This is a genomic window from Roseovarius faecimaris (assembly GCF_009762325.1).
In the GTDB taxonomy this organism is placed as follows: domain Bacteria; phylum Pseudomonadota; class Alphaproteobacteria; order Rhodobacterales; family Rhodobacteraceae; genus Roseovarius; species Roseovarius faecimaris.
Map to the genome: position 1 here is coordinate 2,134,523 of NZ_CP034348.1, position 12,687 is coordinate 2,147,209.

Sequence of the window (12,687 nt, forward strand, 5' to 3'; positions counted from 1 at the left end):
AGAAATGGCAACCGAAATTCTGATGCCCGCCCTGTCGCCCACGATGGAAGAAGGCACCCTGGCCAAATGGCTGGTAAAGGAAGGCGATACCGTGTCGTCCGGCGACATCCTCGCCGAGATCGAAACCGACAAGGCCACGATGGAGTTTGAGGCCGTGGACGAAGGCACCATCGGCAAGATCCTCGTGGCCGAAGGCACCGAGGCCGTGAAGGTCAACACCCCCATCGCCGTGCTGCTGGAAGAGGGCGAAAGCGCCGACGACATCGCCAGTGCCAGCGCCGCACCGGCCGAGGCCGCCCCGCAAGAGGCGGAGGACGACGCCCCGGTCGCTCATGCCAGCACCCCCGCCGCGGCCAAGCCCGAAGCGCCCGTTCCGGATACCAGCCCCGACTGGCCCGAAGGCACCGAGATGAAGAAGATGACCGTGCGCGAGGCGCTCAATTCGGCCATGGCCGAAGAGATGCGCAATGACGACACCGTTTTTGTCATGGGTGAGGAAGTGGCCGAATACCAGGGCGCCTACAAGATCACCCAAGGTTTGCTTGACGAGTTTGGCGCCAAGCGCGTCATCGACACGCCGATCACCGAACATGGCTTTGCCGGGATCGGTGTGGGCGCCGCCTGGGGTGGCCTGCGGCCCATTGTCGAATTCATGACCTGGAACTTCGCCATGCAGGCCATCGACCAGATCATCAACTCTGCAGGCAAGACCAACTATATGTCCGGCGGGCAGCTTGGCTGTTCCATCGTGTTCCGCGGGGCCAATGGCGCGGCGGCCCGTGTGGGCGCGCAGCACTCTCAGGATTACGCCGCCTGGTATGCCCAGGTGCCCGGGCTCAAGGTGGTCCAGCCCTATTCGGCCGCTGATGCCAAGGGCCTGCTGAAAACCGCCATTCGCGACCCGAACCCGGTGGTCTTCCTCGAAAACGAAATCCTCTACGGCAAGAGCTTCGACGTGCCGGTGATCGACGATTTCACCATTCCGTTCGGCAAGGCCCGCATCGCGCGCCAGGGCGAGGATGTGACCATCGTCAGCTTCGGCATCGGCATGACCTATGCCATGGAAGCCGCCGAGAAGCTGGCCGAGGATGGCGTCAGCGCCGAAGTCATCGACCTGCGCACCCTGCGCCCGCTCGATTATGACACGGTGATCGCCTCCGTGATGAAGACCAACCGCTGTGTAACGGTCGAGGAAGGCTGGCCCGTGGCCTCCATCGGCAACCATATCAGCGCCACGCTGATGGAGCGCGCCTTCGACTATCTCGATGCGCCGGTGATCAACTGCACCGGCAAGGACGTGCCCATGCCCTATGCGGCCAACCTTGAAAAACTGGCCCTGACTTCGACCGCCGAGGTGCTCGAGGCTGTCAAACAAGTGACCTACCGGTAAGGAGACGAGAGCGATGCCAACTGAAATTCTCATGCCCGCCCTCTCGCCCACGATGGAAGAAGGCACACTGGCCAAATGGCTGGTCAAGGAAGGCGATACCGTCTCCTCGGGGGACCTTCTCGCCGAGATCGAAACCGACAAGGCCACGATGGAGTTTGAGGCCGTGGACGAAGGCACGATCGGCAAGATCCTCGTGCCCGAGGGCACCGAGGCCGTGAAGGTCAACACCCCCATCGCGGTGCTGCTGGAGGACGGTGAGAGTGCCGATGACATTGGCGAGGCAAGTTCTGCCCCCGCCGCGGCCGTCCCTGCCGAGGCCGCCACGCAAGAGGCGGAAGAGGCTCCCGCGCCAGAGGCCAGCCCTGCCCCCGCGGCGCCGAAGAAGGACGGCGAGCGCATCTTTGCCTCGCCGCTGGCCCGCCGCATCGCCGCGCAGAAGGGGCTCGATCTTGCCTCCATCACCGGCTCCGGCCCGCATGGCCGCATCGTGAAGGCCGATGTGGAAAGCGCTCAGCCCGGTGCTGCCGCAGCCCCTGCCGCGCCCGCCGCGACAAGCAGCGGTGCAGCACCGGCACCCGCCGCCGCCGCACCGGCCGGACCGGATGCCGCGCAGGTGCTCAAGATGTTCGAAGGGCGTGAGTATGAAGAGGTCAAGCTCAACGGCATGCGCAAAACCGTTGCCGCCCGCCTCACCGAGGCCAAGCAGACCATCCCGCATTTCTACCTGCGCCGGGATATCCAGCTGGATGCGCTCCTGAAGTTCCGCTCCCAGCTCAACAAGCAGCTTGAAGGGCGCGGCGTGAAGCTCAGCGTCAATGATTTCATCATCAAGGCCTGCGCCCTGGCACTGCAATCGGCACCTGACGCCAATGCCGTCTGGGCCGGTGACCGGATCATCAAGCTGAAACTGTCCGATGTCGGCGTCGCTGTGGCGGTCGATGGCGGCCTCTTTGTGCCGGTCCTGAAGGATGCCGAGATGAAGTCGCTTTCCGCGCTCTCCTCGGAGATGAAAGACCTCGCAGGGCGCGCCCGCGATGGCAAGCTGGCCCCGCATGAATATGTCGGCGGCAGCTTTGCCATTTCCAACCTCGGCATGTTCGGCATCGACAATTTCGACGCCGTGATCAACCCGCCGCATGGGGCGATCCTCGCCGTGGGCGCGGGCGTGAAAAAGCCGGTGGTCGGCGAGGATGGCGAACTGGCCGTGGCGACGGTCATGTCGGTCACTCTGTCGGTCGATCACCGTGTCATCGACGGCGCGCTCGGCGCTCAGCTTCTTGCGGCGATCAAGGACAACCTTGAGAACCCGATGGTGATGCTGGCCTGATCCGCGATGCAGACATGAAAAAAGGCCGCGGGACATCCTGCGGCCTTTCCTGTTCGGATGGTGGGGATTTAGCTCCCCGGGCAGCTCTGCAACAGCTGGTCCATGGTCATCGACGGCTGCTCACAGCCCGCCTCGCCCACGACCTTGGCCGGAATTCCCGCCACCGTCTTGCAGGGCGGCACTTCGGCCAGCACGACCGAGCCTGCCGCGATCCGGCTGCAATGGCCCACCTTGATATTGCCCAGCACCTTGGCCCCGGCCCCGATCAGAACACCATCGCCGATCTTGGGGTGGCGGTCCTCTTCTTCCTTGCCGGTCCCGCCCAGGGTGACCGAATGCAGCATCGACACATTATCGCCCACCACGGCGGTCTCACCGATGACGATAGAATGGGCGTGGTCGATCATGATCCCCTTGCCGATCACGGCGCCGGGGTGAATATCCACGCCGAAGGCTTCCGAAGCGCGCATCTGGAAAAACCGCGCAAGATCACGGCGGCCATGAGTCCAAAGCCAATGCGCCACGCGGTAAGCCTGCACCGCCTGGAACCCCTTGAAGAACAGAAGCGGCTGCACAAACCGGTCACAGGCCGGATCACGGTCACGCACCGCCACCAGGTCCGCCCGCGCGGCCATGGCCAGTTCGGGCTCATCGGCATAGGCGTTGTCGCAAATCTCGCGCAGGATCTGCTCGGGCATCTCGTTCGACGCCAGCTTGAGCGAAATGCGGTAAGCAAGTGCCGCCTCAAAGCTCTTGTGGTGCAAAACGGAGGAATGCACCAAGCCGCCCATCAGCGGCTCGGCCTCCAGCGCCTCATGCGCTTCTTCGCGAATCCGCAGCCAGACCGGATCGACTGCCGCGAGTTTTTTTCGGGTTTCCGCCATGATGACACTCCTTCTTCGAAGCTTGACTATACCAGATAGGAACGATTGGTAAAATGCAAAGCGGTGAGCGAAGGGATCACGAATGTGAATGAAAGCGAACTGGCCCGCTTCCGGGCGCTGATCACAACACGGCTGGCGGCGCTGGACGCCGAGGACAGCCTTGGCGAAGCCGGGCAAGCCACGGTCGAGCTTGATCAACAGGCCGTCGGGCGGCTCAGCCGCATGGACGCGCTGCAAAATCAGGCCATGGCCCAGGCCAATGCCGCGCGCCGGAAGGTCGAACGCACCCGCCTTCATGCGGCCCTGGCACGCATGGAGGAAGGCGAGTTCGGCTATTGTGACGATTGCGGCGACGAGATCGCGAAAGGCCGGCTTGAGCTCGACCCCGCCGCGCAGCTCTGTATCGACTGCGCGACGGGCTAAACAGACGCCTTGCGCACCCGCCGGGATCAGGCCGCCAGAGTGATGCGCACCGCCGGGCCTGCCCCATAGCTTGCCGAGATCTGCGCCACCTCGATCTCGTAAAAGCCCGCCTGCCCGTCCGCGGCGCGCATGGCTGCGGTATAGGTCCAAGCCGGGGTGCTCACCATCTCCTCGCGCAGAAGGTTGCCGGTCTGCACCACCCGCACCAGATAAAGCTCGCTTTCTTCGCCCAGCGGCACCTCCGGCGTCTCCCACCGGTCGCCGCCCACGCGGGTGCGCCTGATCCAGCGCAGCGCGACATCGCCCGCCCCGCTCTGCTCTGCCATCAGATGCACGGGCGCATAAGGGCGCAGGCCAATGCCTTCGAAAGTCAGCGTCACATGCTGGAACGACGGGTCGGTGTAAAACCGGTCCCCCGGCCCCACCCGGTAATGCCGCTCCAGACCAAGCTGGTTTTCGGTCAGCACGATCTGTTCTGCCGTCTGATCGAACCGGACAAAGAGCGAGCCCGCCGGCCATTCGGAAGGCATCAGCGCATCCGTGCCCAATTGTCCGCGCAGCCGCATCGAAAGCGCATAGGTCTCGGTGCCGACAAGCTCCGCGTCGCGAAACTGAAACAACTCCCAATTGCCCGGGCTTCCATCCCCGATGGCACAGAGATTGGCCCCGTTGAGCAGTGCCAGATCGTCGACACTGTTCAGCTGTCCGCCGATCATTCGCACCTGCAAAGCCGCGCCGCGATCATAACAGCCGCTGGCCGCATAACGCAGCGGAGTTTCGGTCACCCCAATCGGCGTAGGCGTGTAAAGCAACGTGTTCAAAGCATAAAAATCGTCGCTGTCAGAAGAGTACAACGCCGCGTAACCGGGCCAGGGGTTTGCCGTGACCGCCAGATAGGGCGCATGCGGGACCGTATTGCCGGGGATCAGCGGCAAGTCCATGAACATCGCCGTCACGGGCTTCGGCGGCACAAAGCTGCTGGTTGTGCCCGGATCGTCCGGGAAGGTGATCGGCACATAGCTTTCCGGCTCGATCCGCACCGCATCCACCCGCTGCGCGAGGCCAAGCTGCTCGATCCGGTCGATCCGGTAAAGCCCCGCGCCACCTTCTTCGGGCAATGCAATCACGTCACCGGCCCCCCGGTCCATCTGCGAGGGCGGCAGGGTCAGCCGCACCGTATCGCGTGCCAGCCGCGATTCCGACAGCCATCGCTCCACCGTCTGCCGGCCTTCCGCACGGGTCATCGAGATCGGCACTTCCGAGATCGACACCGTATGCGTCTCATCCTCGGGCAGGATCGCCTCTTCGGCGATCACCTCGTAATCCCCGTTCGATTCGACAAAACGCAGCCGCACCCGGCCCGCCAGTTCCACAGCGCTGCCCCGGCTCTCCTCGATGACCGGCGCCTCGGCGCTCTCCCGCACGACGCGCGCCGGATCGACGTCGTAATCCTTGCGCCCGTCGCGCATCCGGAAGGTCAGCACCCCACCCCGGTCAATCGCATCGAACCCGTAGCGCAGCACAAGCGCCTGCAACGCCGTGCGCGCGTCCGAGACATCCTCGACGATATACCCTCGCAGGTGCCCGTAAAGACCGCTCACATCATAGTCTTTCAGCCCCGCGCGCTCGCAGAGCTCAGCCACCACACCGGCCAGCGTCCGCGCCGAGGCGCGGCCTGTCAGCCAGTGCCCGCGCGCATAATTGCCGCCATCGCCCCAAAGCGCGCGGTTGTTGGGAAAGAACGGATAGGGACGCGCATCCCAGGCCCAGACATAAGAGTGATCCCAGTCCAGCATTGGAGCTTCGTATTCCACCGATACCGGGTTGTTTGCCGGGTCGCTCCAATAGGCTGCCATCGCGCGCAGATATTGCATCTGGATCAGCTCATCCTGGCGCCCGTTCGAGTGGTAGGGCAGCCGCGATTCCGAGCTTTTCGGATCAAGAAACTTGTTCGGCTGGTTGGTGCCCTTGTCGATCGCAGCACAACCATATTCATCCACCCAGGCCCCGTCGAACTGCGGCCCGCGCAGGCTTTCGGGATCATGCGCCGAAAAGGCCTGCGCCGTGGCACCATTGGGCCAGATCAGCCGCTTGCGCGTGGCTTGCCATTCGGGGCGCCGGTCGGGGGGCGAACAGGCCAGAATGCCGCTTTCGCCAAACACCATGACCTCGCGCACCTGATCAATCGTCTCTCCCACCAGCGCGATGCGCTGACAGCGCCCGGGGTCAAGCGGCCTCGGCCCTTCCACCTGCGCACGCACCCACTCCGAGCCCGCGCGCGTCTTGCCCGCCCCGCGCCCGCCCATGGCGACCCAGGTGCGCCATGGGCCTTCAGGCGGAAGCTGATGCTCCATCGCCCAGAATTCGAACAGGAAGGGCAGCGCGATCAGCTCGCCCTCATCCAGCGAATCGAGAAACTCAGCCTGCGTTTCGGGCCCTTCTGAGGCGATCCAGGCGGCACCCGATCGAATGTTTTGCTGCGTCAAAATCGATGGCGTAGTCGTGGACGATGCCTTTTTGTTGCTTGTTGCGTTTTTCAAGGGTGGCCTCCGCTTCAATGGCGATTTTGAGCCATTGCCTGATCTCGGCTGTGGCTTTGGTTGCGTTTGTGATTTCGTGGAATTCACCGGTCCGTATGCGCTCATAGAGCGCTTCCAGATCCTCCCGCATATCCGCCAACTGGCGTTCCAGCGAGGTGATCGAGGTGCTCAGCCCTGTTGGCTCCTCATTTGGGGTAATCAATGTCATGCGCGCGTATCTGCCTTGTCCGTTTAGGGTCAGGCCCTTTCGGGCGGGCATGAAAAAGCGACCGGCGGGATACCTCCCGCGGCCGCTCCTCCATACCGTCCATATGGACAGACAGACTTAAGGCAAAGTGCCTATTTTGTCAATAATTACAAATATTTATGCGACCTCAGCATTAACGGCCGATTAACTTTTCGGCCCCGACCCCTTGCGCTTATTCGATATAGGCCGCTGCCAGAACCGGGCCATGATCGGCCCCCTGCACCAGGATCACACCCGGACCCGAGCCGGAAATCTGCGCGGAAAACTCCAGCGCGCCCTTACCGTCCCAGTCCCGCAACTCCCTGATCTCGGTCACGATATTGGCATAGCTCAGGCTTCGCCCCGCATTCTCGCCGCGCTTGATATCCACCGTCTGACGCGGCATGAACCGGATCAGCTGAACCACGGCAGGCCCCTTAACCGGCGTCAGGGTTTCCCCGCGCACCATCACCTGATTGCCCTCGCGCGTCGCGCTCAGCGCCATCACCGCCCCCGCCCGCGCATGGCGCTGGATCAGCTCTTCCACATCCTTGGGCCGGTTGCCGACCACATGATCCTGCCCGTTGATGATCATCTGCGGCGTATAGACCATCCGCCGGTTGCCGGTGCGCGCATAGCCGCGCTGCCGCGCCGTCATCTTGGGGCTGGCGAAGCTGTCTTTCCAGCCGATGTAATCCCAGTAATCCACATGCATCGCCAGGGCGATCACCCCGTCGCGTTTGGCCAGCTTGTGCAGATAGGCATCCGCCGGCGGGCAGGACGAACAGCCCTGCGAGGTGAACAGCTCCACGACAACCGGGTGCTCCTGCGCCCCTGCCCCAACCGGCAGAAGCAGCATTAACGCCATCGCCATGAATTTCTTCAACTGTCGCATACCGATCCGGTCCTGCTGATTCTGTTTCTTGATGCCTTCAACTTAGGCAGCCAGCGGTCACAGCACCAATCAAGGTTTCGCGAGAGATTGGTGAAGAACTGTAACCTTTGATTTTTTTGTGTGCCATGGTATACAATAGTGTCGCACCCCCCTTGATTGGCAGGGTCAAATCGGTCAGAACCGCGGCAGGTTCAGCCACTCTATTTGCTCGAAGGAATGCAGCTATGCCCATCACAGTCGGACAAGACACCGCCAAGACACGCACAACCCTTCAGGTCGGTGACAAGTCTTATGCCTTCTACTCCATCGCCGCCGCCGAAAAGGCCGGCCTTGGCGATTTCTCGCGCCTGCCCGCGGCCCTGCGCGTGGTGCTGGAAAACATGCTGCGCTTCGAGGATGGCAAGACCGTGTCGGTGGACGACATCAAGGCCTTCTCGGAATGGGCCAATCTGGGCGGCAAGAACCCGCGTGAGATTGCCTATCGCCCGGCCCGCGTGCTGATGCAGGACTTCACCGGCGTGCCCGCGGTGGTCGACCTTGCCGCCATGCGCGACGGCATCGTGGCCCTTGGTGGCGACGCGCAACAGATCAACCCGCTCAACCCCGTCGATCTCGTGATCGACCACTCCGTGATGATCGACGAGTTCGGCAACCCCCGCGCCTTCCAGATGAACGTGGACCGCGAGTATGAGCGGAACATGGAACGCTACCAGTTCCTCAAATGGGGACAAGGCGCGTTCAACAACTTCCGCGTCGTGCCCCCCGGCACCGGCATCTGCCACCAGGTGAACCTTGAGTATCTGGCCCAAACCGTCTGGACCGACATGGACCAGTTCAATGAGCCCGTGGCCTACCCCGACACGCTTGTCGGCACCGACAGCCACACCACCATGGTCAACGGCGCCGCCGTTCTCGGCTGGGGCGTCGGCGGGATCGAGGCCGAAGCCGCCATGCTGGGCCAGCCCATCTCGATGCTCATCCCCGAAGTTGTGGGCTTCGAGCTGACCGGTGCGATGGTCGAAGGCACCACCGGCACCGACCTCGTGCTCAAGGTCGTGGAAATGCTGCGCGAACGCGGCGTTGTGGGCAAATTCGTCGAATTCTACGGCGAAGGCCTGGATCGCCTGCCCCTGGCCGACCGTGCCACCATCGCCAACATGGCCCCCGAATACGGCGCCACCTGCGGCTTCTTCCCGATCGATGACGAAACCCTGCGCTACCTGCGCAACACCGGCCGCGACGAAGAGCGCGTCGCCCTCGTCGAAGCCTATGCCAAGGAAAACGGGTTCTGGCGCGGCGCGGATTACGCGCCCATCTACACCGACACGCTGCATCTCGACATGGGCACCATCGTGCCCGCCATCTCCGGCCCGAAACGCCCGCAGGATTACGTCGCGCTGACCGATGCCAAAACGGCCTTCCGCCGCGAAATGGAAGAGACGTTCAAGCGCCCGATGGACAAGGAAATGCCCGTGGCGGGCGAAGATTACACGCTCAGCTCCGGTGATGTCGTGATCGCCTCGATCACCTCCTGCACCAACACGTCAAACCCCTATGTGATGATCGGCGCCGGGCTTGTCGCCCGCAAGGCCGCCGCCCTTGGCCTTGACCGCAAACCCTGGGTCAAGACCTCGCTCGCGCCCGGCTCTCAGGTCGTATCGGCCTATCTGGAGGCCGCCGGTCTTCAGGAAGATCTCGACAAGATCGGCTTCAACCTCGTCGGCTATGGCTGCACCACCTGTATCGGCAACTCCGGCCCGATCCAGAAAGAACTGTCCGAGGCCATCGCCGAGGGCGACCTCGTCGCCACCTCCGTCCTTTCGGGCAACCGTAACTTCGAGGGCCGGATCAGCCCCGATGTGCGCGCCAACTACCTCGCCTCGCCGCCGCTCGTGGTGGCCTATGCGCTGGCGGGCACGATGGATATCGACATCGCCAACGATCCCATCGCGCAAACCCCCGATGGCAAGGATGTCTATCTCAAGGACATCTGGCCCAGCCAGGCCGAGATTGCCGAGCTGGTGGAAAAAACCGTTACCCGCGAAGCCTTCATCGAGAAATATGCCGATGTCTTCAAAGGCGACGAGAAATGGCAAGGGGTCGAGACCTCCACGGGCGAGACCTATGACTGGCCGCCGCAATCCACCTATGTGCAGAACCCGCCCTATTTCCAGGGCATGTCGAAAGAGCCGGGCACAATCTCGAATATCGAAGGCGCGCGTGTTCTGGCGCTCCTGGGCGATATGGTCACCACCGACCACATCTCGCCCGCGGGGTCCTTCAAGGACACCACGCCCGCCGGTCAGTACCTGGTCGACCGTCAGGTGCCGGTGCGCGAATTCAACTCCTACGGCTCGCGCCGCGGCAACCACGAGGTGATGATGCGCGGCACCTTCGCCAATATCCGCATCAAGAACGAGATGCTGGATGGCGTCGAAGGCGGCTACACCAAAGGCCCCGACGGCAATGAGACCTCGATCTTCGACGCCGCCATGGCCTATCAGGCCGAAGGTACGCCGCTCGTCGTCTTCGGTGGCGAACAATATGGCGCAGGCTCCAGCCGTGACTGGGCCGCCAAGGGCACGGCCCTTCTGGGCGTCAAGGCCGTGATCGCCGAAAGCTTCGAGCGTATCCACCGCTCCAACCTCGTCGGCATGGGCGTGATCCCGTTTGAGTTCACCGGCGGCGACACCCGCAAATCGCTGGGCCTGACCGGCGACGAGACCGTGTCGATCTCCGGCCTCGATACGATCCAGCCGCTTCAGGAGGTGCCCTGCACCATCACCATGGCGGATGGCTCGACCAAGGAGATCACGCTGAAATGCCGGATCGATACCGCGATCGAGATCGAATATATCGAACACGGCGGCGTGCTGCATTACGTGCTTCGCAACCTCGCCAAAGCGGCCTGACCCGCGTTTCATATGACCTGAGAAGCGGCTCCCAACCGGGGGCCGTTTTTCTTTTTTGAAGAGGGCGAGAGATCATTGTGAAGGTCGGCTTTGAGCCCTTTGAGGACAAGTGATGTGTGGGCCTTACGCGGAATCAAGGGCGAAGCCCGCCGCGCATCGCCGACGCGCCCCCACGCGGCGGCGATTGGGTTCAGCTTGGCGCACCACTCGGAAAGCGTTCGGATGTGTCAGGGATAAAGCGCCCTGAATATCGGTTGGATCGCCCCCGCGCGCGTCGGCAATACGCGGCTCGGTGCCCGGAAAACCAAATGGCAGCGACGTCCCGCAGAGCCGGCACCCCAAGAGGAGCCGTTTTCCGCCCATCACGGCACCGTGACGCGTTTCCGCAAAGTCTCCCCTTCAATTCAAACCAGAGATGACCATGTTGCGGGAAGAGCAAAACAAAAAGGCAGTAAACCATGCGCACGGTACTCATCACCCTTCAGGCAGCCCTCATCGCAACTCTTGCCGTGTTTGGCGCGCAGTCCGGGGCGGATGTGGACCAGCATTGCCCCCTGCCCTTGCCTCAGGCCGATCAATCTTGCGATCTCTAGGGGTCTGGCGGAATTTTGTACAAAACAGGGGTGGATTTTGTACAAAACGTACAAAATTCAGTTCGCCTGAGCCTCGGCAATCGCGGGACGGATCGTGCTTTCCAGGATACTTGGGGTGATCGGCCCGGCAAAGCGCAGCACGATCTGCCCGTTGCCGTCGATCACATAGGTTTCCGGCACGCCGTAAAGGCCCCAATTGAGCGCCATGCGCCCGCTCGCGTCGGCCCCAAGTGCGGCATAGGGATCGCCCAATTCTCTGAGGAATCTCTGTGCCTTGGCGGGATCATCCTTGTAATTGACCCCGTAGATCGTGATGCCTTCCTTCGCCATCAGCTCCAGGTTGGGGTGCTCCACCCGGCAGGGCGCGCACCAGCTGGCCCAGAAATTCACCAGCTTCACACCCTCACCGCGCAGCATCGCATCCTCGAAAACCGGCGCATCTCCCAGCGCCGTCACCTCCACCGCAGGCGCCGGTTTCCCTTCCAGCGCCGACGGCAGCTCATCGGGGTTTTCGCGCTGCATGCCGACGAAGAACAGCATCGCCAGAGCGAAGAAGACAAGCGGCGGCGCCAGCATGAGAGGAGAAGGTTTAGCCATTGGATTTCACCTTGTTTTCAACGGCCTCCAGCTGCTTCTTCACCTTGCCTGCGCGCCAGATACTGGCCAGAACCAGCGCGATGATCAGCACGATGGAGACCGCGTAGGACGACAGCACAGCGTCGGCATATTTTCCAAGATCCGGCATCATGACATCCTCTCCCGCACCATCAGCGCCCGTGTCCGACGCGCCCGGATCTCGGTCTGCGTCCGCAGGAACACCAGCGCGACAAACAGCAGCACAAAGCCCGCGATGCACACCAGCAGCGGGAAATAGAACACATCCGAAATATTCTCTTCCTTATCCAGGCTCAGCGTCGCGCCCTGATGCAGACCCTGGTTCCAGAAGTTCACCGCATAGCGGCTCAGCAGCGCAAAAACCGAACCCACAAGGCACAGAATCGAGGTCAGATCGGCCGCCGTGTCATCGTTTTCAATCGCCGACCAAAGCGCGATGTAGCCCAGGTAAAACAGCGTCAGGATCAGGAAGGAAGTCAGCCGCGGATCCCAGGCCCACCAGGTGCCCCACATGGGCTGGCCCCAGATCGCCCCGGTCGCCAGCGCGATCAGCGTCATCACCAGCCCCACAGGCGCCGCGGCCCGGGCCGCAAGGGCGCTGACGTGGTGCCGTCGCACGATCCAGATGAGCGAGGCCACCAGCATCATCAGCCAGGCATTGATCGCCATCAAGGCACTGGGAACGTGGAGATAAATGATCTTCACGGTGGAGCCCTGCCGGAAGTCATCCGGCGTGAAGAAAAAACCCCAGATCAGCCCCACAACCAATGACACAAGCGCAAGCACCGATATCCACGGCAGCAAACGGTCAGTGGTCTCAATGAACTTCTTGGGGTTGGCATATGTCCAGATCGAGCTCACGCGTGGTGGTCCTTTTCCGTG

General features: G+C 62.6%; 12 protein-coding genes. 5 read left to right on the top strand and 7 right to left on the bottom strand.

Going from position 1 to position 12,687, the window contains the following annotated elements; translation table 11 throughout:
• Positions 1 to 4 precede the first annotated feature (4 nt).
• Together EI983_RS10950 and EI983_RS10955 are read left to right on the top strand one after the other, a co-directional pair.
• Complete coding sequence (locus tag EI983_RS10950) at positions 5 to 1,390, top strand: pyruvate dehydrogenase complex E1 component subunit beta (protein ID WP_157707433.1); 1,386 nt, start codon at positions 5 to 7, stop codon at positions 1,388 to 1,390.
• Positions 1,391 to 1,403: 13 nt separating this feature from the next.
• A complete protein-coding gene (locus EI983_RS10955) occupies positions 1,404 to 2,717 on the top strand; it encodes a pyruvate dehydrogenase complex dihydrolipoamide acetyltransferase (protein ID WP_157707434.1) in 1,314 nt (437 codons plus the stop codon).
• A 68-nt stretch (positions 2,718 to 2,785) separates the two neighbouring features.
• Here EI983_RS10955 and cysE read toward each other — a convergent pair whose 3' ends face one another.
• On the bottom strand, positions 2,786 to 3,601 hold the full coding sequence (cysE, locus tag EI983_RS10960) for a serine O-acetyltransferase (RefSeq protein ID WP_157707435.1): 816 nt from the start codon (positions 3,599 to 3,601) through the stop codon (positions 2,786 to 2,788).
• 84 nt (positions 3,602 to 3,685) lie between these two features.
• Here cysE and EI983_RS10965 point away from each other — a divergent pair, with 84 nt between their 5' ends.
• Positions 3,686 to 4,024, top strand: coding sequence for a TraR/DksA family transcriptional regulator (locus tag EI983_RS10965; protein WP_157709064.1), 339 nt, complete (start codon positions 3,686 to 3,688; stop codon positions 4,022 to 4,024).
• 26 nt (positions 4,025 to 4,050) lie between these two features.
• Here EI983_RS10965 and EI983_RS10970 read toward each other — a convergent pair whose 3' ends face one another.
• The 3 genes from EI983_RS10970 to EI983_RS10980 form a co-directional block, all read right to left on the bottom strand.
• A complete protein-coding gene (locus tag EI983_RS10970) occupies positions 4,051 to 6,510 on the bottom strand; it encodes a phage tail protein (protein ID WP_157707436.1) in 2,460 nt (819 codons plus the stop codon).
• Positions 6,443 to 6,772, bottom strand: a complete 330-nt coding sequence (locus tag EI983_RS10975; RefSeq protein ID WP_157707437.1) for a hypothetical protein — start codon at positions 6,770 to 6,772, stop codon at positions 6,443 to 6,445. The genes EI983_RS10970 and EI983_RS10975 overlap by 68 nt, the downstream gene beginning before the upstream one ends.
• A 211-nt stretch (positions 6,773 to 6,983) precedes the next feature.
• The gene (locus tag EI983_RS10980) at positions 6,984 to 7,685 is read right to left on the bottom strand and encodes a DUF1223 domain-containing protein (RefSeq protein ID WP_157707438.1); all 702 of its coding nucleotides are present in this window, start codon (positions 7,683 to 7,685) and stop codon (positions 6,984 to 6,986) included.
• A 224-nt stretch (positions 7,686 to 7,909) separates the two neighbouring features.
• Here EI983_RS10980 and acnA point away from each other — a divergent pair, with 224 nt between their 5' ends.
• Positions 7,910 to 10,597 carry an aconitate hydratase AcnA gene (gene acnA / locus EI983_RS10985; protein ID WP_157707439.1) on the top strand — a complete coding sequence of 896 codons (2,688 nt, stop codon included), beginning with the start codon at positions 7,910 to 7,912 and terminating at the stop codon, positions 10,595 to 10,597.
• A 458-nt stretch (positions 10,598 to 11,055) separates the two neighbouring features.
• Positions 11,056 to 11,190 (top strand): hypothetical protein, encoded by a 135-nt coding sequence (locus EI983_RS19450; protein WP_281356431.1) that lies wholly within the window; start codon positions 11,056 to 11,058, stop codon positions 11,188 to 11,190.
• 57 nt (positions 11,191 to 11,247) lie between these two features.
• Here EI983_RS19450 and EI983_RS10990 read toward each other — a convergent pair whose 3' ends face one another.
• Genes EI983_RS10990 through EI983_RS11000 form a run of 3 tightly spaced genes read right to left on the bottom strand, consistent with a single transcriptional unit; the run spans position 11,248 to position 12,666 of the window.
• Positions 11,248 to 11,787 carry a DsbE family thiol:disulfide interchange protein gene (locus EI983_RS10990; RefSeq protein WP_157707440.1) on the bottom strand — a complete coding sequence of 180 codons (540 nt, stop codon included), beginning with the start codon at positions 11,785 to 11,787 and terminating at the stop codon, positions 11,248 to 11,250.
• On the bottom strand, positions 11,780 to 11,938 hold the full coding sequence (ccmD, locus tag EI983_RS10995) for a heme exporter protein CcmD (protein WP_198389280.1): 159 nt from the start codon (positions 11,936 to 11,938) through the stop codon (positions 11,780 to 11,782). The genes EI983_RS10990 and ccmD overlap by 8 nt, the downstream gene beginning before the upstream one ends.
• Positions 11,935 to 12,666, bottom strand: coding sequence for a heme ABC transporter permease (locus EI983_RS11000; protein WP_157707442.1), 732 nt, complete (start codon positions 12,664 to 12,666; stop codon positions 11,935 to 11,937). The genes ccmD and EI983_RS11000 overlap by 4 nt, the downstream gene beginning before the upstream one ends.
• Between the last annotated feature and the right edge of the window lie 21 nt (positions 12,667 to 12,687).

Bases quoted from the DNA above. Each gene is read 5' to 3' on its own strand.
- EI983_RS10980 (WP_157707438.1), bottom strand. From the start codon at position 7,685: ATGCGACAGTTGAAGAAATTCATGGCGATGGCGTTAATGCTGCTTCTG.
- EI983_RS10955 (WP_157707434.1), top strand. From the start codon at position 1,404: ATGCCAACTGAAATTCTCATGCCCGCCCTCTCGCCCACGATGGAAGAA.
- EI983_RS10990 (WP_157707440.1), bottom strand. From the start codon at position 11,787: ATGGCTAAACCTTCTCCTCTCATGCTGGCGCCGCCGCTTGTCTTCTTC.
- acnA (WP_157707439.1), top strand. From the start codon at position 7,910: ATGCCCATCACAGTCGGACAAGACACCGCCAAGACACGCACAACCCTT.
- EI983_RS10975 (WP_157707437.1), bottom strand. From the start codon at position 6,772: ATGACATTGATTACCCCAAATGAGGAGCCAACAGGGCTGAGCACCTCG.
- cysE (WP_157707435.1), bottom strand. From the start codon at position 3,601: ATGGCGGAAACCCGAAAAAAACTCGCGGCAGTCGATCCGGTCTGGCTG.
- EI983_RS19450 (WP_281356431.1), top strand. From the start codon at position 11,056: ATGCGCACGGTACTCATCACCCTTCAGGCAGCCCTCATCGCAACTCTT.
- EI983_RS10950 (WP_157707433.1), top strand. From the start codon at position 5: ATGGCAACCGAAATTCTGATGCCCGCCCTGTCGCCCACGATGGAAGAA.
- ccmD (WP_198389280.1), bottom strand. From the start codon at position 11,938: ATGATGCCGGATCTTGGAAAATATGCCGACGCTGTGCTGTCGTCCTAC.